20 protein-coding genes and 1 tRNA gene are annotated in these 17,582 nt (G+C 58.5%); 12 read left to right on the forward strand and 9 right to left on the reverse strand.

Going from position 1 to position 17,582, the window contains the following annotated elements:
• Positions 1-2 precede the first annotated feature (2 nt).
• From OC605_RS17205 to OC605_RS17240, 8 genes are all read left to right on the forward strand, one after another.
• A complete protein-coding gene (locus OC605_RS17205) occupies positions 3-1,196 on the forward strand; it encodes a CaiB/BaiF CoA transferase family protein (RefSeq protein ID WP_262138389.1) in 1,194 nt (397 codons plus the stop codon).
• Positions 1,193-2,119, forward strand: coding sequence for a hydroxymethylglutaryl-CoA lyase (locus OC605_RS17210; protein WP_262138390.1), 927 nt, complete (start codon positions 1,193-1,195; stop codon positions 2,117-2,119). Before OC605_RS17205 ends, OC605_RS17210 begins: the two co-directional genes overlap by 4 nt.
• A 180-nt stretch (positions 2,120-2,299) precedes the next feature.
• Positions 2,300-3,631 carry an MFS transporter gene (locus OC605_RS17215; RefSeq protein ID WP_186568288.1) on the forward strand — a complete coding sequence of 444 codons (1,332 nt, stop codon included), beginning with the start codon at positions 2,300-2,302 and terminating at the stop codon, positions 3,629-3,631.
• A gap of 194 nt (positions 3,632-3,825) precedes the next feature.
• The gene (locus OC605_RS17220; RefSeq protein ID WP_262138393.1) at positions 3,826-4,560 is read left to right on the forward strand and encodes a hypothetical protein; all 735 of its coding nucleotides are present in this window, start codon (positions 3,826-3,828) and stop codon (positions 4,558-4,560) included.
• A 36-nt stretch (positions 4,561-4,596) separates the two neighbouring features.
• Entirely contained in the window at positions 4,597-5,316 is a 720-nt protein-coding gene (locus OC605_RS17225; protein WP_262138395.1) for a hypothetical protein, read from the forward strand.
• A 4-nt stretch (positions 5,317-5,320) separates the two neighbouring features.
• Positions 5,321-5,737 carry a fosfomycin resistance glutathione transferase gene (gene fos / locus OC605_RS17230; protein ID WP_137215396.1) on the forward strand — a complete coding sequence of 139 codons (417 nt, stop codon included), beginning with the start codon at positions 5,321-5,323 and terminating at the stop codon, positions 5,735-5,737.
• A gap of 60 nt (positions 5,738-5,797) precedes the next feature.
• On the forward strand, positions 5,798-6,436 hold the full coding sequence (locus OC605_RS17235; RefSeq protein WP_262138398.1) for a LysE family translocator: 639 nt from the start codon (positions 5,798-5,800) through the stop codon (positions 6,434-6,436).
• Positions 6,437-6,588: 152 nt separating this feature from the next.
• The gene (locus OC605_RS17240) at positions 6,589-7,092 is read left to right on the forward strand and encodes a DUF4142 domain-containing protein (protein ID WP_122691681.1); all 504 of its coding nucleotides are present in this window, start codon (positions 6,589-6,591) and stop codon (positions 7,090-7,092) included.
• A gap of 161 nt (positions 7,093-7,253) precedes the next feature.
• On the opposite strand, the gene OC605_RS17245 is transcribed toward OC605_RS17240, so the two are convergent.
• On the reverse strand, positions 7,254-7,664 hold the full coding sequence (locus OC605_RS17245) for a low affinity iron permease family protein (protein ID WP_016771301.1): 411 nt from the start codon (positions 7,662-7,664) through the stop codon (positions 7,254-7,256).
• A gap of 161 nt (positions 7,665-7,825) precedes the next feature.
• Here OC605_RS17245 and tam point away from each other — a divergent pair, with 161 nt between their 5' ends.
• Both tam and OC605_RS17255 read left to right on the forward strand, forming a co-directional pair.
• Positions 7,826-8,596, forward strand: coding sequence for a trans-aconitate 2-methyltransferase (gene tam, locus OC605_RS17250; RefSeq protein WP_186568296.1), 771 nt, complete (start codon positions 7,826-7,828; stop codon positions 8,594-8,596).
• A 592-nt stretch (positions 8,597-9,188) separates the two neighbouring features.
• Positions 9,189-9,548 carry a DUF6124 family protein gene (locus OC605_RS17255; protein ID WP_262138402.1) on the forward strand — a complete coding sequence of 120 codons (360 nt, stop codon included), beginning with the start codon at positions 9,189-9,191 and terminating at the stop codon, positions 9,546-9,548.
• A 63-nt stretch (positions 9,549-9,611) separates the two neighbouring features.
• On the opposite strand, the gene OC605_RS17260 is transcribed toward OC605_RS17255, so the two are convergent.
• Positions 9,612-9,821, reverse strand: a complete 210-nt coding sequence (locus OC605_RS17260; protein ID WP_081932519.1) for a transcriptional regulator — start codon at positions 9,819-9,821, stop codon at positions 9,612-9,614.
• Between the two features lie 289 nt (positions 9,822-10,110).
• Here OC605_RS17260 and OC605_RS17265 point away from each other — a divergent pair, with 289 nt between their 5' ends.
• Positions 10,111-10,407: a helix-turn-helix domain-containing protein gene (locus OC605_RS17265; RefSeq protein ID WP_110602078.1), complete on the forward strand. Its 297-nt coding sequence runs from the start codon at positions 10,111-10,113 to the stop codon at positions 10,405-10,407.
• Positions 10,407-11,690 (forward strand): type II toxin-antitoxin system HipA family toxin, encoded by a 1,284-nt coding sequence (locus OC605_RS17270; protein ID WP_262138406.1) that lies wholly within the window; start codon positions 10,407-10,409, stop codon positions 11,688-11,690. The genes OC605_RS17265 and OC605_RS17270 overlap by 1 nt, the downstream gene beginning before the upstream one ends.
• A gap of 258 nt (positions 11,691-11,948) precedes the next feature.
• On the opposite strand, the gene OC605_RS17275 is transcribed toward OC605_RS17270, so the two are convergent.
• The 7 genes from OC605_RS17275 to OC605_RS17305 all read right to left on the reverse strand — a co-directional run bounded on the left by OC605_RS17275 (position 11,949) and on the right by OC605_RS17305 (position 17,429).
• Entirely contained in the window at positions 11,949-12,386 is a 438-nt protein-coding gene (locus OC605_RS17275; RefSeq protein ID WP_262138408.1) for a hypothetical protein, read from the reverse strand.
• Positions 12,367-13,008: a DUF6036 family nucleotidyltransferase gene (locus OC605_RS17280; RefSeq protein ID WP_262138410.1), complete on the reverse strand. Its 642-nt coding sequence runs from the start codon at positions 13,006-13,008 to the stop codon at positions 12,367-12,369. Before OC605_RS17280 ends, OC605_RS17275 begins: the two co-directional genes overlap by 20 nt.
• A 552-nt stretch (positions 13,009-13,560) precedes the next feature.
• Positions 13,561-13,634: transfer RNA gene (locus OC605_RS17285), tRNA-Gly, on the reverse strand.
• A gap of 157 nt (positions 13,635-13,791) precedes the next feature.
• Entirely contained in the window at positions 13,792-14,676 is an 885-nt protein-coding gene (locus OC605_RS17290) for an alpha/beta fold hydrolase (RefSeq protein WP_041478884.1), read from the reverse strand.
• A 316-nt stretch (positions 14,677-14,992) separates the two neighbouring features.
• Entirely contained in the window at positions 14,993-15,685 is a 693-nt protein-coding gene (locus tag OC605_RS17295) for a pseudouridine synthase (RefSeq protein ID WP_262138412.1), read from the reverse strand.
• 33 nt (positions 15,686-15,718) lie between these two features.
• The gene (locus OC605_RS17300; RefSeq protein WP_262138414.1) at positions 15,719-15,949 is read right to left on the reverse strand and encodes a cysteine-rich CWC family protein; all 231 of its coding nucleotides are present in this window, start codon (positions 15,947-15,949) and stop codon (positions 15,719-15,721) included.
• A complete protein-coding gene (locus tag OC605_RS17305; protein ID WP_262138415.1) occupies positions 15,942-17,429 on the reverse strand; it encodes a sensor domain-containing diguanylate cyclase in 1,488 nt (495 codons plus the stop codon). The genes OC605_RS17300 and OC605_RS17305 overlap by 8 nt, the downstream gene beginning before the upstream one ends.
• Positions 17,430-17,582: the final 153 nt, after the last annotated feature.

Below are 17,582 nucleotides of genomic sequence, written 5' to 3' on the forward strand. Positions count from 1 at the left end.
CGATGACTGCCCCTTTGAGTGCAATCAAAGTGATCGAGATCGGCACCCTGATCGCCGCGCCGTTTGCCGCGCGCATGCTTGCCGAGTTCGGCGCCGAGGTGATCAAGATCGAAGCCATGGGTCAGGGCGACCCGCTGCGCAAATGGCGCAAGCTGCACGAGGGTACTTCGCTGTGGTGGTACCTGCAATCGCGCAACAAGAAATCCCTGGCGCTCAATCTCAAATCCGCTGAAGGCATCGAACTGGTCAAGCAACTGGCCGGTGATGCAGACGTGATCATCGAAAACCTGCGTCCCGGTGCGCTGGAAAAACTCGGTCTGGGCTGGGACGTGCTGCATGCCCTGAATCCGAACCTGACCCTGGTGCGTATCTCCGGCTACGGCCAGACCGGCCCGTACCGCGACCGGCCCGGCTTCGGTGCGATTGGCGAGGCCATGGGCGGCATCCGCTACACCACCGGCAATCCCGATTCGCCACCGGCGCGAGTCGGCGTCAGCCTCGGCGATTCGCTGGCCTCGCTGCACGCGGTGATCGGCGCGCTGATGTCGCTGTTGCGGGTCAAGACCGGGCAGGGCGGTGGGCAGATCGTCGATGTGTCGCTGGCGGAAAGCGTGTTCAACGTCATGGAAAGTCTGGTGCCGGAATACGACATGCTCGGCCATGTTCGCGAGCGCAGCGGCGGTGCCCTGCCGGGTATCGCGCCCTCCAATACTTACCTCACGGCCGACGGCGCTTATGTGGTGATTGCTGGCAACAGCGACCCGATCTACAAGCGTCTGATGCACACGATCGGCCGCGCAGACCTGGCCGAGGCAGAGGAATTCGCCCACAACGACGGCCGTGCGGCGCAGAGCGGTTTGCTCGATGCGGCCATCACGCACTGGACCAGCAGCCTGCCGATTGACGAGGTACTGGCCGCCCTCGAAGCCGCTGAAGTGCCGGCCGGGCGCATCTACTCGGTGGCTGACATCGTCGCCGATCCGCACTATCAGGCGCGGGACATGTTGCTCGATGCCGACTTGCCCGGCGGCGCAACGGTGAAAATGCCCGGCATCGTCCCCAAACTCTCGGAGACTCCCGGCGGAGTGAACTGGTCCGGACCGGAACTGGGCCAGCACACCGACGCTATTCTGGCCGGGCTGGGGCTGGCTGAACTCGACATCGAACGCCTGAAAAGCCAGGGGGTGGTGCAATGATCACTGACTATTCGCACAAGCTCATCGTCCAGGAAGTCTCGCCGCGCGATGGCTTGCAGATCGAGCCGACATGGGTGGAAACCGCTGACAAGATCGCCCTGATCAATCAATTGTCTCAGGCCGGATTCAGCCGCATCGAAGCCGGCTCGTTCGTCTCGCCCAAAGCCATTCCGGCCCTGCGTGACGGCGAACAAGTGTTCAACGGCATTCAGCGCCAGCCGGGTGTTATTTACGTGGCGTTGATCCCCAACCTCAAAGGCGCGCAACGCGCACTGGCGGCGAATGCCGATGAGTTGAATCTGGTGATGTCCGCCAGCCAGACCCACAACCTGGCGAATATGCGCATGCGTTGCGAAGAGTCGCTGGCGGCGTTCGCTGACATCGTTGCGTTTGTCAGCGGCTCAGGTGTGCGCCTCAACGGCAGCATCGCCACCACGTTCGGTTGTCCGTTCGAAGGCCGGATCGATGAGGATCGTGTGCTGCAGGTCGTTGACGCCTATCAGGAACTCGGCATACAGGGCATCAGCCTCGCCGACACCACCGGCATGGCCAATCCGCGTCAGGTCGATCGCTTGGTGCGGCGCGTTTTGCAACGGGTTTCACCGACCGACCTGACCCTGCATTTCCACAACACCCGCGGCCTTGGCCTGTGCAATGTGCTGGCCGCTTACGAGGCCGGCGCGCGGCGCTTCGATGCGGCGCTGGGTGGCCTCGGTGGCTGCCCGTTTGCCCCGGGGGCGTCAGGCAACATCTGCACCGAAGACCTGGCGAACCTGTGCGATGAAGTCGGCATTCCCACCGGGATCGATTTGCCGCTGTTGCTGAAGCTTTCGCGCGGCTTGCCGGCGCTGTTGGGCCACGATGTGCCCGGCCAACTGGCCAAGGCCGGGCGCAATTGCGATCTGCATCCGATGCCGACCTGAAGATACAAAACCCTTGTGGGAGCGAGCCTGCTCGCGAACGCGGTGTGTCATTCAACATCGGTATCGACTGATCTGGCGCATTCGCGAGCAGGCTCGCTCCCACAGTTCAAAAGCATTCAGCAGTAACCAGACAACAAAAACAATCGGACGCCCATCGGCAGTCCGCCTGGAGAAAAATCTATGAGCCTCAATGTAATGGAGGCGGGCGTGAATCCGTCCGTCGATCACGACGCCGAAAAAGCCTTGATCAGCAAAGTCGCCTGGCGGTTGATGCCGCTGATCATGGTCTGCTACCTGTTCGCCTTTTTCGATCGCATCAACATCAGCTTCGCCAAATTTCAGCTGCAGGCCGACCTGAGCCTGAGCGACACCGCGTATGGCTTGGGCGCCGGGCTGTTCGTGGTCGGTTACGTGCTGTTCGAAGTGCCTAGCAACATGATGCTGTACAAGGTCGGCGCACGGCGCTGGATTGCGCGGATCATGATGTCGTGGGGCGTGGCGACGGCGGCGATGGTCTTCGTCAACAGCGAATGGCAGTTCTATGCGCTGCGCTTCGTCATCGGCGCGATGGAAGCCGGTTTTGCCCCGGGCGTGCTGTATTACCTGACCCTGTGGTTTCCGCAGCACTTCCGTGGCCGCATCACCTCGATGCTGTTTCTCGCCTCGGCATTCGCCGGGCTGGTCGGCGCGCCGTTCTCCGGGCTGGTGCTGCAACACCTCGACGGCGTGTTGGAGATGCGCGGCTGGCACTGGTTGTTCCTGCTCGGTGGCGTGCCGTGCATCGCCCTCGGTTTCCTGGTGCTGACGCAGCTCAAGGACCGCATCGAGGATGCGCACTGGCTCACCGCTGACGAGAAGAAGTTGCTCTCCAGCCGCATCGCCCATCACGAGCCACACAAGAGCGGCGGCTCATTGCTCGCGGCGTTGAAAATTCCCGGGTTCCTGACGCTGGGTTTGATCTACTTCCTGATTCAGGTCGCGTCCTACGGGTTGAATTTCTGGGCACCGCAATTGATCCGCAGCGCCGGCACCGAAAGCCCGGTGATGATCGGCCTGCTGACCGCCATTCCGTACATCTGCGGGGCGATCAGCATGGTCGTGATCGGGCGCTTGTCAGATGCCACTGGTGAGCGGCGCAAGTTTGTCGCCGGGCTGGTGATCGTCGGCGCAATCGGCTTTTTCAGCGCAGGAATCTTCGCCAGCCACACGACCTTCCTGATCGTCGCGCTCGGCCTGCTTGGCGCCGGCATCATCGCTTCGATCCCGAGCTTCTGGACCCTCCCACCGAAACTGCTGGCGGGCGCCGGTGCCGGCGCAGCGGGCGGGATCGCGGTGATCAATACCCTGGGGCAGTTCGGCGGGATCGTCAGCCCGGTCATGGTCGGACGCATCAAGGACCTCACCGGCAGCACCACCCCGGCGCTGTACGTCATCGGCGTCGCCGCGCTGATCGCCGCAGCGTTGCTGCTGTGGGGCTTGCCGCAGAAGTTGCGTACGCTGGACAAGTATTGAGATTGGCGGCGTCGGCGATGACGCCTTCGCGAGCAGGCTCGCTCCCACATTTGCAATGCGGCTTTCCTGTGGGAGCGAGCCCCCTCGCGAATTGCGACTTCAGACACATGAGAAGATTCGCTGGCCAGATCTGTTGAATCCTCCGATGCAGAAAGGGATAGTGCGCGCCTGGAAATATCTTCAAGGAGCGGGAATTGACAATGAAGTCCATATGGATCAGCGCTGCCACGCTCTGCGGGTGGTTGATGGCTGGGCAGGCGTGGGCCGATTGCACGCCGCCTGCGCTCAGTGGGGAAGCGGACTTTTCTTTGTGCAAGAACTGGCCGGCTTATCCGCAGCTGACGATTACCGCGCTATCGACGTTCGCGCCCGATCCCGTCTATGGCCAGGAGGGCAGGGTGGGTTCATACGATCTGGATCTGGCCGTCATCGCGGCCGGCAGCTCCAACCCGCTGGCGACCTATCATCAGCCGTCGACGTTTCTCTCCGATGCGATCGCGCTGGAGAGTCTGGAACTCGACACCGCGCGTTATAAACTCACGCCCGACCTTCGCGCATTCGGCGTACGCGCCCATTTCAAAGGCTCGTCGCGTGTCAATCCGCTGGATGAAACCCTGCTGTCGCTCTACGTGAAAGAGGGCGACAAACTGCGCCCGGTGCTGGATCGCTTGGTCGTCTACAGCTTCAGTGGCGAATGGGACGGCAATTGCGCCGGGGAGCGAGCGGAGACGGTGCGTACGCTTGAGATGGGCAAAACCAGTTCCCATGGTTACGCCGATATCATTGTCCGCTCGGTCACCATGGGCCTGGTCGGTGAGGGACCGGCTGACGCCTGCGAATCGAAAACTACCCACGAAAAGCCGGTACTGACCACGTTGCGCTATGACGGCAAAACCTACGTTTTGCCGCAAGGTTTCAAGGGCATTTGACTGGTGTTACTGATACGAATACTTCAAGGAAGAATCATGAATCTGCATCTCCGAATCTATATCGCCCTCGGCTTGTTCGCGCTTACGGCCCAGGTCCATGCCGCTTGCGAAGTAAAAAAATTCGACGGCCATACTCTCTCGCGCTGCAAAATCTGGCCTGCGTTCAACACTCAATCAATTGCAGCGAAGGCCACCTTCGTTCCCGATTCCGCGGGTGCTCAAGACGGCGTGTTCGATCTGGCACTGTCAGTAATCAACGCCACGACGGGCAACACAGTCGCCCGTTATGCCAAACCCGGCGCTTACAACTCCGATGCGATCAGCTTCGATGATCTGATCATCGATACGGCGCGTTACCGCTTGGCGGCGGATGTCCGTGCGTTCGGGCTGCGATCGACGTTCATGAGCCACGGTTCCAGAGCGAATCCGTACTCCAAAACCGACCTGGCTTTGTATGTTCGCGAAGGCAATCGCTTACGCCCAGTGCTGGAAGGCCTGGTGGTGCGCAAGGATTTCGGTGAGGGTACCGGGGACTGCGATACGCGAGACACACGCATTCGCAGGACTGTCGAAATCGGCTCATCCAGCCACAACGGGTTTGCGGATCTGATCGTCAGTTCCAGCGGTTCGTTGATGGAGTCTTTCACTTCGGGCAAACAATGCGCTTCGAAAACCACCAACCTGAAGAACACCCAGGTCACCCTGGCCTACGACGGCCAGCAATATGTCGTTCCCGAAGACCTCAGAGGTTACTGATTCGATGCTTACCGGTCTTAACCACCTGACCCTGGCCGTCCGCGATCTGCAGCGCAGTCTGGCGTTTTATCGCGATGTGCTGCAATTGAACGTCGAAGCGACGTGGGATAACGGCGCCTATTTGTCACTGCCCGGACTGTGGTTGTGCTTGTCAGAAGATCCTCAGCGCAGTGGGGAGCCGGGCGCGGACTATACCCATTACGCTTTGAGCGTGAGCGCGGCAGACTTCACTTCACTGGTTGAGACGTTGAAATCGGCTCAGGTGCCGCAGTGGCGAGACAACCGTAGCGAGGGCGCGTCGTTCTACTTTCTCGACCCCGACGGGCACAAGCTGGAAGCCCATGTCGGCGATTTGCAATCGCGGCTGGCTGCGTGTCGGCAGAAACCGTACCCCGGCATGCGTTTTAACGACGCGCAGTGATCGGGCGCAGTCGGCTGATATAGACTGGCCGCCACGTGTTCTGGCGCTCGCAGGTTTTCCATGACTCCATCATTGCTGTTGGCCGTTCTGGCTTCGGGTTTCATCTACGGGATCACCCCCGGGCCGGGCGTGCTGGCGGTGTTCGGGATTGGCGCGGCCCATGGGCGGCGGGCCGGGGCGGGGTTTCTGTGTGGGCATCTGCTCGGCGACGTGATCTGGTGCAGTACCGCGCTGGTGGCGATTGTCGGTGCGCGGGAAATCGGCAGCACCGCGTTCGATGTCCTCGGCGTGCTCAGCGCGGTGTACCTGTTCTGGCTCGGCTGGCGTGCGGTGCGTGCCCAACGCCGTAGCGGCGACGAGGCGCAAGGCGCGGCGCGGCAGCCGTTCTGGCACGGCATCGTCTTCGGCCTGACCAATCCCAAGGCGTACCCGGTGGCGGTGGCGACCTTTACGGCGCTGCTGTCGAGCCGCGCCGAACTGCTTAATTGGTCGATGCTGCCGGCGCTGATCGCCCTGAGCTTTATCGGCGGTGCGCTGGCTTACGCTATCCTCATCGGCGTGGTCGGCGCGCAGCGGGTGCGCACGGTGTATCAGCGTCATGAGCTGCTCATCACCCGTTTATGCGGCGTGATGTTTATCGGCTTCGCCATCAATGCGTTGATGCACGCGCTGCCGGGGCTGCTGCCGAACAAGGGCTGATACAAACGCCGTTCGTCGCGCCTCGCCCGGTTTTTCTAAACCTTTGACCGTTAAAGCATTCCTAACAGAGGCGGACGCTTGTCCGCCGCGAGCATTTTGAGCAGCGGGTGAAACTCGGCCCGCGTGAATTATCAACGAAGGAGGGCGCGACCATGAGCCGGATGGCCACCCGTTTACGTAATGCCAGTTTTGCGACTCTGCTGGGCCTGTGCGCCAGCACTGCGTTCGCACAGTCGCCTGCCGAATTCATCAACGATGCCTCTGCCAAAGGCATGGCCGACATCGAAGCCAGCCGTCTGGCCCACGGCAAGACTGAATCCAAAGAGGTGAAGGATTACACCATCGTCGTCATCAACGACCGCACCACGGCCAACCAGCATTTGGCGAAAATCGCCAAGAAGCTCGACCTGCCGGTTGCCCCCCGCGAAGAACTCGCCGACAAGGCCAAAGAGTTGATGCCGGAAGTGAAGGACGGCGCGACTTTCGATCAGGCCTACGCCGCCAGTCAGGTCAAGGCGACCGAAGAGGCCATCACCCAGATCGAGCAACAGGCACAGACCACCGACGTGCCGGAAATCAAAGCGTTTGCCGATGAGACTTTGCCGAAGCTGCAAAGCCATCTGGAGAAGGCCCGCGCGTTGCAGGCCAGTCGCTAACTTCGCTGTATTGTTCAGCGCGAATGCAATCTTGAGTTGAAAAGCGATGCTTCCCCTGTGGGAGCGAGCCTGCTCGCGGAAGCGGTCTGTCAGTCAATGATGTTTTGACTGACCCTCCGTCTTCGCGAGCAGGCTCGCTCCCACAGGGTGTGTTTACTTGCTCAGCACTCATTCAAATCCTGCTTTGGCTTGCTCTTGTCGCCAAGCCCCTCAAGATCAAACACCTGATTCTCACCCAGCGCGCGGTAATGCCGGCGCAGCGCTTCAAGCTGTTTCAGATCCAGCGCCTCCAGCCCGAGCATCGCGTTCTGCGCTTCCTTGTTCACCCGCAGCAGCTCATCGAGTTTCAAGTGCAGAATGTCGGTATCACGGTTCTGCGTGTTCTGAATCAGGAACACCATCAGGAACGTGATGATCGTCGTCGATGTATTGATGATCAGTTGCCAAGTGTCGTTGTAACCAAAAATCGGCCCGCTCAAACCCCACAACCCGATCAGAATCAACGCCCCCATGAACGTCTTCGGGCTACCGGCCCACAGGGCAAGTTTTTGGGCAATTTTTGCGAATTTCATGATGGGAGTCCTTGTTTTGGGAGCTTGAAATTCAGACATCGGCGTTGCGCTGAAAATTCTGTTTACAAAGTTTCGGCGCAGGACTTTGGTAGGGAAGGCGTGCCGCACGGATCGCTGTATTGTGTCGGCAGTTGCCAGAACACCCTCGACAGGAGAACGCAATGAGTTGGTCTGCCCAGCAATACGTCGCTTTCGAAGATGAACGCACCCGCCCGGCCCGTGATCTGTTGGCGGCGATACCCACGGCGCACGCCCGGGCGGTGGTGGATATCGGTTGCGGGCCGGGCAATTCCACCGAGTTGCTGGTGCAGCGTTTTCCCGAGGCCAGGGTCAGTGGCCTGGACAGTTCGGCGGACATGATCGCCGCCGCGCGCAAGCGCTTGCCCGATGTGCAGTTCGAGGTGGCCGAGATCGACAAGTGGACCGATGAAGCCCCGTTCGATGTGATCTTCGCCAATGCGGTGCTGCAATGGGTGCCTGATCACGCTTCGTTGTTGCCAGCCCTGGCCAGCAAGCTTTCAGATGGTGGCAGCCTGGCGATCCAGATGCCGGACAACCTCAACGAACCGTCCCACCGCTTGATGCGTGACATCGCCGCCGATGGGCCGTGGGCGAGCAAGTTGGCAGACGCTGCCGGGCAGCGTACCGACATGGCCAGTGCCAGTGAGTATTTTTCAATGCTGCGCCCGCACTGCGCGCGGGTCGATGTGTGGCGCACCACCTATCATCACCAACTTCGCGATGGTGCGGCGGGGGTGGTGGAGTGGTTCAAGGGCAGTGGTTTGATTCCGTTTCTGAACCCGTTGGCCGAGGAGGAACGGGCGCAGTATCTGCAGCGGTATCTGGCGGAAGTTGCCAAGGCTTATCCGGCCTTGGCTGACGGCTCGGTGCTGCTGCCGTTTCCACGTTTGTTTATTGTTGCGACTCGCTGAATCAAGCCTCTAACTTTCTGGGGTTCGCCACGTTATCTCAGGTCGGCGCATCCCTTGAAAGCAATCCGGTCGGTTCCCTCTCCCTCGGGAGAGGGCTAGGGCTAGGGTGAGGGGCCTCTTGGCGCATGCAAATCCGATCACCGCTGCAACGCCACCATCATCGTCCTCTGGCATCCTTTCAACTCGTTCACGCTGAATTCGTCGGAAATTTCGTTCTCTTTTCCAGGCTTTTACACGTGGTGCGCCATGGCTGTTTAAAGTCGAACCGCGTTACGTCCCGATGCCTACAAATCCTTGCGCCGCTGCCTACCGGTACGCCAGAATCCGCCGGCTTGTGCGCCTAGAGGGCGGTCGGTAACCTGGTTCGCGTCACTGATTTCCAGTGATCGGGTTTAGCAGCCCGCCCAGGATTGACCAACGGTTGCACATGTACCTTCCAGTCAGGCTTCGCCTGCACTTGATGGTGGCTGTGCGCATGGCACCCTCGGGTGCGCCGGGTTTTGGACTTCCTACCGGTCTGCTAACTTGCGTACAGCTGCCACCCTTTCGTATAGCAGCGGGACGGTTGCAGTTACCACTACAGGAAGATTCCATGTTCAAGGTAACGCCAAATCCACCGGAAACCGATCCGACCTCTCCGTACGAGTCCCTCGATTCGAAAAAACTCCACGAAGCCGCCGAACGCGCCCTCGACCACTACCTCATTTCGCCGAAAACCAGCTCACCGCCATACCAGACCAGCAGCATGTTCATGGTCAACCCGAGCACCGACACCGAGTCGCTATTGGTCAACGCCAGCGAATCCCTCGGCTCGGCCAGCGTCATGCTCGGCGACTTCGCCGCCATGCTCGACGGCAGCCAGCGCAAAACCCTGCTCGGCATCGCCCAGGTCGTCATGCTGGGCGAGCTGGCGGTGAATCGGGCGCTGGATAATGTGGTGCCGGTCGGTTAACCGGCGCTGATTTCCGGGCAAAAAAAACCGGTCGTTGCGACCGGTTTTTCGGCTAGTGCAGCGTCAAAACCGCTGATCAATACCAGGTTTGTCCTCTTGAAAGGGCTCGGAAGGGGGAATCGGGAATTGCTGCTCCTCATACTCCCCCACCCGCCGAGCGAGAATTTCCAATTCATCGCCTTCCGGCGAGTTCATCTCAGCGCCCCAGATCTGCTCGATACGCAGCAATGCTGCGGACAAGTCTTCAGTGCTCCGAATGGGTTTGATGTCCATAAATGATGTCCGCTTTGGTAACCACATGAGCGGCGATCTTGAACGGCACGACAAACGCTGTGTTCATCATTACGTTGCCAAATATGACTGCATTGCGGAGAGTCAGATTCGCGGTGACAAAAGCGGCCACGCGCGTAATCCTCAGTGTCAGCGGTGTAGCAATCAGAAGATCTCTAATGCTCCACGGAATTAGTGAAAATTACTCAAAAATGGTCATATCTGATCCTTAAGGAAGATTAGATAGCTACAATGGCTCAATTAAGATCCTTAAGAATTGGAAGGGTTTGCCATGTCATTCATGCATTTGCTTCACTCGCCGGCTGAGATCGCTAGAAATGTCGGAGAAAACGCCAAAATCCTGCGGCTCTCCAAAAACCTTTCCCGCAAGACGCTCGCAGAAAAGGCGGGGGTTTCCGAATCCACCATCAAGCGATTCGAAGCGACCGGGCTCGTGACGTTGGAGGCTTTGATCCTGATAGCCACTGCGCTTGATGAACTCAACGCTGTGACCAAGCTGTTCAAACCAGAGCAACCGAGCTCGCTGGATGAGCTGAAGAATGCCAGGCGCAAGAGAGGGATGCGCTGATGATCAAGCCTTTCAAACACACAGAAGCGCTGAATGTTTTGAAAGAGGGCGCCAAGGTTGGCGAGCTGGTCAGAGTCGCGGGCCGGGGGATTTACTTCGCTTACGATCCGGGTTGGCTTGCCACTGGCTACAATCTTTCGCCGCTGGCAATGGCTTGGGACGAAAAGCCCCAGTTGGCCAGGAACACCAGCCTCTTCGAAGGGCTACACGGACCGTTCGCCGATTCACTGCCTGACGGCTGGGGCATGCTGCTGATGGATCGATATTTCGACAGCGCCTTCGGTGACGGCACCCACCTTACCCTCACAGCGCTTGATCGCCTTGCTTATATGGGCGAGCGCAGTATGGGTGCGTTTGAATATCAGCCGAAGGCGGAAAAAACAGAGCTCACAGGCCCTTTGGATATTTGCCAACTCTACGAAGCTTCAATCGAAGTTCAAGAGGGTGAGACCCCTGCAGTGCTTACCAAATTGCGACTGGCCGGTGGCTCACCGGGGGGCGCACGACCGAAGGCAATCGTGGCGCTGTCTGCCGACAAAAAACACGCAATTTCGGCCTTTGATGCCCTGCCCGAGGGCTATGCACATTGGATCGTGAAGTTCAGGGCATTGTACGAACCGATTGAAACCGGCGGCATCGAACTCGCCTATGCCGAGATGGCTCGTGCCGCCGGAGTGACCATGGCTGAATCGGATCTTCTGGATGTGCAGATGCCTGGCGGCGAGGTTGAGCGTTTCTTCGCAACCCAGCGCTTCGACCGCGACGGCGAGCGCAAGATTCACATGATGACCGTCTCGGCGCTCATGTACGCGGACTACCGCGCATTGTCATCCATCGACTACCCGAACTTGCTCAAGCTCACTCAGGTGTTGACCAGAAGCTCCGTCGAAGTGGAAAAGATGGCCAGGTTAATGATCTTCAATGCGCTGTCTCACAACCATGACGATCATGCGAAGAACTTTGCCTTTCTCTGCCACAATCCTGAAAAAAAAGGCGAGAAAGAAACCTGGACGCTGTCCCCGGCATACGACCTGACCTTCGCAAACGCCATGGGCGAGCACACCACTGACTTCGGTGGCCGCACTCCCGGCACGCCTACGCGCAAGCGAATCATGGAGATCTGCAAGGATTACAAATACCTCAAGGCCGAGGAATATATCGAGCAGACTCTCGCTGCGCTCGCCAACTGGAAGAAAGTATTCACTCGATTGAACGTCCCGCACAAAGCCGGGGAGCCGATCTTCAATGTACTGGCGAGGCTGCATCTGGATTTCGAGAAGTAACCTGATGACTATTAGCTATACGACGCATTGCTTATATGCAAGGGGCTTTGAAGGGACTATATAGGGGTGTCGAATTTGGCAGTTTGGTATCTTTAAAGGGAATTCGCTTGCTCAGGGTACCCTACAGGCAGGCCCGAGGCGATCATCGCCTCAGGCCTGCCTGTAGGGTACCCTGATCGAAGCCTTTGTCAATCGCGAGCTTCAATACATATCAGAGCAGAATAATCTGAGATCGGCATTCACAAAATGCGCAATAAACTACACTGTTTGCATTTGTCTCTGACTGGCCTCGAAATGCCTCGTCTGGTAAGGCATTAGCGCTTGAACCTTCAAGCCCAAGCCCTTTTCAAGACCCCAAGATAGCGCTAGACGATCAACGCGGCCTTTGGCAATGATGCCGCTCTTTTTGTGAGCGACAACCAGGTCAAGAGCGCGATTAGCCTCAGACACTCGAGCATCTGTAGCGCAAGTGAATTGCGTTAGACGCTCAAGGAGATAGCCAGCACGTCTAACCTCAACATCGCTACGGCGCGTACGCAAAAAAGAATTCAATGCGGTTTCAAGATTATCATTCGAATACCAAAATGCACGGGCAGCACGTACCAAGACAGCGTCATCCGCTTGATCGAGGGGGCGCTTCGCCAGTCGTTCCAATTCAGTCGAGAGGACGGTGGCGCTAGGGCGCTTCGTCTTCATCGTTAGTCTCCAGGTAATCCGCAATGATGCGCTTGAGAATTGAGGTTGGGGGTTCCTTGTTACCAACGTACACGTCAATTGCTTGTGTCGCCAGTCGATTCAGATCTGTGGTTAAGATTAGCCCCATTCGAAGCAGCTTTTCAATATCCTCAATGTCTTGCTCGGTAGCACGTCCCAGCTTTGAGATTGCCAAATCCAACGGTGCAGCGAGAAAAATGTGGATGGGGGAATCTTCGTCGAACTCTTTAAGACGAATCGCCCGATCAAGATAGTCTTCATGCAACGGCCCAAGCGTTGTGTTGAAGGTGAGATCATAGTTTAGAGCCAGCGTTCGCCCGGCTGGGTCAATGAAGGACTCGGGAGTCGCTCCCAGGTTTTCGATGAGTTCGTCCTTGCTCAGGGACCGATCACAATAAAAAATTTCACCATCGATATCGACCGAAACCCGGTGATTGGTATACAGGTGTACTGCTACGCCACCGAATATGATGATTTTCACTGACCCGGGCGCGTATCCGTCGAGCTCTTCCTGAACTCCTTTGAACATTGCTACAACCGCTTGTCCGAGCGGCTTGCTGGTGTCGACAATGGCGGTGTGCACATCCGGGGCTTCTATCCTCATAGGATCTCCTCCTTGGAGATGGCAATAACTGGATACGATCCATGCGCGGGTATTGGCTATCTCCGTTTCTATTCGGGTTTACCGTATCGCATGCGACACCTCGAAAACTCTGGAGCAATTCGCAGGGGCTGAACTCGGTCGCACTGTAACCTGGTAGATACGAAGACTCACTGGATGGCCAATCTACTAGCTCTGCCGAACTGCCTGCACAGATACGTTGTTGCTACTTGTATCCTTGCACGCCCCGATTATTGACTGATCCCTGCTTAACTCTTGCATCTAAGACCGAACTCTAGTGCTCGTGCGCGAAGCAGAACGATGTGCCGAGGCATATCTGTGAAGCGCTTGCGCTTCTCGGCGGTGAGCATTTTGCGCTGTGTTAGAGAGGCTTTCGGACTGAGCCACATAGCTCGGTCCCGATCAAACTGATCTGGTGTTGCGAGACGCAGCTCGGCTGTCGGCAACAGCAGTCCAATTGCAAGTTGTGTGATGCGCCTGCCTTGATGTTGATGCAGGACTTGCGGGAAGGGCAGTAGCTCGGTCAAAAAAGTGTGGAGCGGGTAGAGGGAATCGAACCCTCATCTAAAGCTTGGGAAGCTTTCGTTCTACCACTAAACTATACCCGCTCAGAGCGGCTGACTTTGTACCAGACTCGGCCACGGATTTGAAGTTTTCTTTTCTCTGCGAGGGCTTTGCCGCGCAGAAATCGGTCGATCGCGAGCAAGGGCTGCGCCGGTGCAACAGGCACTTCAAGATTGCAGCCTTGCCCGCGATGACGCTGTTTCAAATGGCCAGTGCATGTTGATCCTGCACAAACGAGTAGCGCGTTCGGCTGGCTTGCGGCGCAGGTTTCAGAAAGCCGAGCAGGGCGTTCTGGCTGTCGCGGCAGGCGGCCTTGTGCTCCATGTCGAGGAAGTGCCCGGTGGCTTGCAGGGTGGTGAAGCTGCTGTGCGCTACGTGATTGCCAAACAGGCGTGCGTCTTCAGCAGCGGTGTATTCGTCCCATTCGCCATTCAGGAACAGCACCGGCACGTTGATCTTTTTCGCCGCATTCAGATAGCACTGGCGATCGCTGTGCAGTACGTCGTTGATGTGAAAGTGCATCTGCCCGTACTCATGCTCGGCGAGGCTGCTGACATGGCGATAGTTGAAGCGCTTGAACAGCGACGGCAGGTGTTTGCCAATCGTGTTGTTGACCAGATGACCGACCCGATCGCCGTCTCGGCTGCCGAGGTAATCGACGCCGCGCTCAAGGTAATCGAGCATGTGCGCATTGATCACCGGGGAGAACGAGCTGATCACGGCTTTTTCGATGCGCCGCGGTTGCTGGGCGAGGGCGACCAGAGTGGCGGCGCCGCCCCAGGAGAACGACAGCACGTGTTCGGCGGCGAAGTGATCGATCAGCTCCAGCAGAATCTGCCCTTCGACTTCCTTCGTCAGATGTTTCTCATGCCGGTTGTGGGCTTTTGAGCGGCCCGCGTAGGGCTGGTCATAGCAGACCACGTTGAATTGCGGGTGCAGGTTTTTCACGGTCTGTGCAAACGACGCAGTCGTGGCCATCGAGCCGTTGACCAGAATGATGGTCTTTTCTGCGGCGTCTGCGCGATAGAACTCCGTGTAAACCCGATACTGACCCTGTATATCCAGCACAGCGATTTCTGGCCTCATGTCATAAGACTCCTGGCAAGCAAGCGGGTATGCGCGCAATCGAGATTGCACGAGCTTTGTGACAGGTAGGCATACGCCTGAAATTTGCTGGCCCATGTCGATCCGGTACGGCAGGTCGACGGGTGTTGTTATTGGCGGGCAGATTGCCGGCTGAGGCGCAGCCCTTGAGGGCAGACGACCGACAAAAAGTTTCTTGGAAGTATGTAGTGACTCATCGGTCACATTTCGGCCGACGTCCTGATTCAAGCAGGGGACTCAGGATCACGCAAGTGCCGTCGGCGAATTGTTCGACAACTTCGGCTGAGCGGTCGCCGGCTTAGAACAAATGAATCTCTTCGGTGCGCAAAGCGCGGTATTCGCCCGGTTTTAGCGCGTGATCGAGGGTCAGTTCGCCGATGGATTCGCGGTGCAGGCGCAGGACTTTGTTGTTGAAAAACCCAAACATGCGCTTGACCTGATGGTAGCGGCCTTCAACGATGCTCAGTCGCGCCGAGCGTGGGCCGAGCAGCTCCAGTTGCGCCGGTTGCGTGGTCAGATCTTCAAAAGCGAAGTAAATGCCCGCGGCAAATTTCAGCGCGTAGCTCGGGTCGATGTCCTGTTCGGTTTCGACGTAATAGACCTTCGGCAGTTTGGTTTGCGGCTGCGTCAGGCGTCGCGACCAGGCGCCGTCATTGGTGATCAGCATCAGCCCGGTGGTATTGAAATCCAGACGTCCGGCGATGTGCAGATCGTCCTTGTGCGGTTCATCGAGCAGGTCGAGCACGGTCGCATGCTGCGGATCGCGGGTGGCGCTGACGCAACCCGGCGGTTTGTGCAGCATGAAATAGCGCGCCGGTTTACCGCTTTGCAGCACCTCATCATCGACTTCGACTCGACTGAATTCCAGCACCTCACTGTGCGGGTCGCTGACGACTTTTCCGTCAATCCGCACGCGCTTTTCCACCAGCAACAGGCGAACCTGCTGACGGTTGTAGCGGGGCAGATTGCTAAGGAAGCGGTCGACGCGCATGGTCAGGATTCAACGGATGAAGGGCCGCGCATCTTACGGGATCGGCCGCCGGCCTGCTTGCAGTTGCGCTTCGACCTGTGCGCAGCGCGGGCACAGGCAGGCTTGATTGCGCAGCGCGGCCGGCAGCGCTTCGAGCACCGCCGGGTCGATGGACACGCCATAGCACCAGCATTCGCGGTCGGCGGTGCGCGGGTCGGCGAGGCTGCATTCGTTGCGCGCACCGCAGGCCGGGCAGTGGTCGGGTTTGACGTCGTTATCAGGCATAGGTCGAGTGCGGCATTTCCATGCAGGTGCGGTTGCGCCCGGTTTGCTTGGCGCGGTACATCGCATGATCGGCCCGCGACAGCAGAGTGTGCAAGGTGTCATCGCGTTGCACGGGGGCGGCGCCGATGCTTACGGTCAGATGCAGGGTGTGGCCATCGTAGGCATATTCGTGTTGCTCGACGTGCTGGCGGATCTTCTCGGCAATTTTCTGCCCGGTCTCGCCGTCGGTGTCTTTCAACAGAACGATGAACTCTTCACCGCCCCAGCGGCAGACGATATCGGCGTGGCGCAGGCAACTTTGCAGGTCGCGGGCGAAACCGATCAACACCTGATCGCCGGCCATGTGGCCGTAGGTGTCGTTCAACGCTTTGAAGTGGTCGAGGTCGAGCAACAACGCGGTCAGCGGCCTGGTTTCTCGTTGGGCCTCGTGCAGCGCTTGCGCGGCGAGGATGTCGAAGCCGCGTCGGTTCGGCAGTTCAGTGAGACTGTCGAGGGTGGCGTGCGCCTGAATCTTCGCCTGAAAGCGCTTGATGACCCGATTGAGCAGCGCCAGCACGATCAACGTCACCAGCAGGCAGATCAGCAGATTGAGATACAGCGACTGGCGGATCTCGCTCAGCGCGCCGTCCTCGCGTTTATCGACGAACAGGTACCAGTTCAACTCGGGGATAAACCGCACGTTGAGAAAATGCCCCTGGCCCTGAGTGGAATATTCGTAGCTGCCGCTGTGTGGCTTGGGCAACTGGCTGACCAGACTTTTCATGCTCTCCAGTTCGCCGAGACTCTGGCCGATGTGCGCGCCTTCCGGGCCACCCTCGGCACCGGTCAATACGAGGCGGCCGAAGGTATCGACGAAGTACACGCTGCGTTGATAGCGCTGTTGATACTTGTCGATCAGCTTGATCACCGCGTCCACCGTCAGGCCCACGCCTGCGGCGCCGATGAAGCGGTTGTGGTAGTCGTAAACCTTGTAATTGATGAAGAACGTCAGGTTGTCCTTGTTGGCCAGATCCGGGTCGACGTTGATCTCGTACGGGTCCTGCATGTCGCGCACGCGGAAGTACCAGGTGTCGCGCGGTTCATCGACTTTGACCTGCTTGAGCACGCCTTTGGCGTGGTAGTAGGTGAGCGTGGCATTGGAAACGAAGAACGCCGTGTAGGCGCCGTAATGGGTCATGACCTCGTCGAGATAGCGGGTCATCTGCTCGGGACTCTGCTCGCCATTGACCACCCAGTCGCGCATGAACGTATCGCGGGACATCATCGAGGAAATCAGGATCGGCCGGACCAGGTCTTTCTGGATTTCCGAATAGACCGTGTCGGAGGTCAGCGGCAGTTCGGTGTTGACGATGTTGTCGCGGATCGACTCGCGGGAGGCGAAATAGCTCAACAGTGACGTAGCGAGAAAGCCGGCGCCGAGCAGGGCAACCAGGGTGAGCACCAGTGAACGTTGCGAGTACAAGGGAGAACGAAGCGGCATGGCAGATCCGTTGGCAGTGGCCCGATGGGATGCATTCTAGTGGCACTGCGCGCAAATAACTGCTCCCTGTGCGGCGTGAATGGTCGTCCCTTTATTCGGGGGGGGGCCAGAACCTGTGGGAGCGAGCCTGCTCGCGAAGGCGGTGGGTCAGCC

The organism is Pseudomonas sp. Marseille-Q5117, assembly GCF_946901175.1.
Lineage (GTDB): Bacteria > Pseudomonadota > Gammaproteobacteria > Pseudomonadales > Pseudomonadaceae > Aquipseudomonas > Aquipseudomonas iranensis.

Bases quoted from the DNA above. Each gene is read 5' to 3' on its own strand.
- OC605_RS17265 (WP_110602078.1), top strand. From the start codon at position 10,111: ATGTCATTCATGCATTTGCTTCACTCGCCGGCTGAGATCGCTAGAAAT.
- OC605_RS17205 (WP_262138389.1), top strand. From the start codon at position 3: ATGACTGCCCCTTTGAGTGCAATCAAAGTGATCGAGATCGGCACCCTG.
- tam (WP_186568296.1), top strand. From the start codon at position 7,826: ATGAGTTGGTCTGCCCAGCAATACGTCGCTTTCGAAGATGAACGCACC.
- OC605_RS17275 (WP_262138408.1), bottom strand. From the start codon at position 12,386: ATGAAGACGAAGCGCCCTAGCGCCACCGTCCTCTCGACTGAATTGGAA.
- OC605_RS17235 (WP_262138398.1), top strand. From the start codon at position 5,798: ATGACTCCATCATTGCTGTTGGCCGTTCTGGCTTCGGGTTTCATCTAC.
- OC605_RS17215 (WP_186568288.1), top strand. From the start codon at position 2,300: ATGAGCCTCAATGTAATGGAGGCGGGCGTGAATCCGTCCGTCGATCAC.
- OC605_RS17225 (WP_262138395.1), top strand. From the start codon at position 4,597: ATGAATCTGCATCTCCGAATCTATATCGCCCTCGGCTTGTTCGCGCTT.
- OC605_RS17270 (WP_262138406.1), top strand. From the start codon at position 10,407: ATGATCAAGCCTTTCAAACACACAGAAGCGCTGAATGTTTTGAAAGAG.
- OC605_RS17260 (WP_081932519.1), bottom strand. From the start codon at position 9,821: ATGGACATCAAACCCATTCGGAGCACTGAAGACTTGTCCGCAGCATTG.
- OC605_RS17255 (WP_262138402.1), top strand. From the start codon at position 9,189: ATGTTCAAGGTAACGCCAAATCCACCGGAAACCGATCCGACCTCTCCG.
- OC605_RS17245 (WP_016771301.1), bottom strand. From the start codon at position 7,664: ATGAAATTCGCAAAAATTGCCCAAAAACTTGCCCTGTGGGCCGGTAGC.
- OC605_RS17280 (WP_262138410.1), bottom strand. From the start codon at position 13,008: ATGAGGATAGAAGCCCCGGATGTGCACACCGCCATTGTCGACACCAGC.
- OC605_RS17240 (WP_122691681.1), top strand. From the start codon at position 6,589: ATGAGCCGGATGGCCACCCGTTTACGTAATGCCAGTTTTGCGACTCTG.
- OC605_RS17210 (WP_262138390.1), top strand. From the start codon at position 1,193: ATGATCACTGACTATTCGCACAAGCTCATCGTCCAGGAAGTCTCGCCG.
- OC605_RS17300 (WP_262138414.1), bottom strand. From the start codon at position 15,949: ATGCCTGATAACGACGTCAAACCCGACCACTGCCCGGCCTGCGGTGCG.
- fos (WP_137215396.1), top strand. From the start codon at position 5,321: ATGCTTACCGGTCTTAACCACCTGACCCTGGCCGTCCGCGATCTGCAG.
- OC605_RS17305 (WP_262138415.1), bottom strand. From the start codon at position 17,429: ATGCCGCTTCGTTCTCCCTTGTACTCGCAACGTTCACTGGTGCTCACC.
- OC605_RS17290 (WP_041478884.1), bottom strand. From the start codon at position 14,676: ATGAGGCCAGAAATCGCTGTGCTGGATATACAGGGTCAGTATCGGGTT.
- OC605_RS17295 (WP_262138412.1), bottom strand. From the start codon at position 15,685: ATGCGCGTCGACCGCTTCCTTAGCAATCTGCCCCGCTACAACCGTCAG.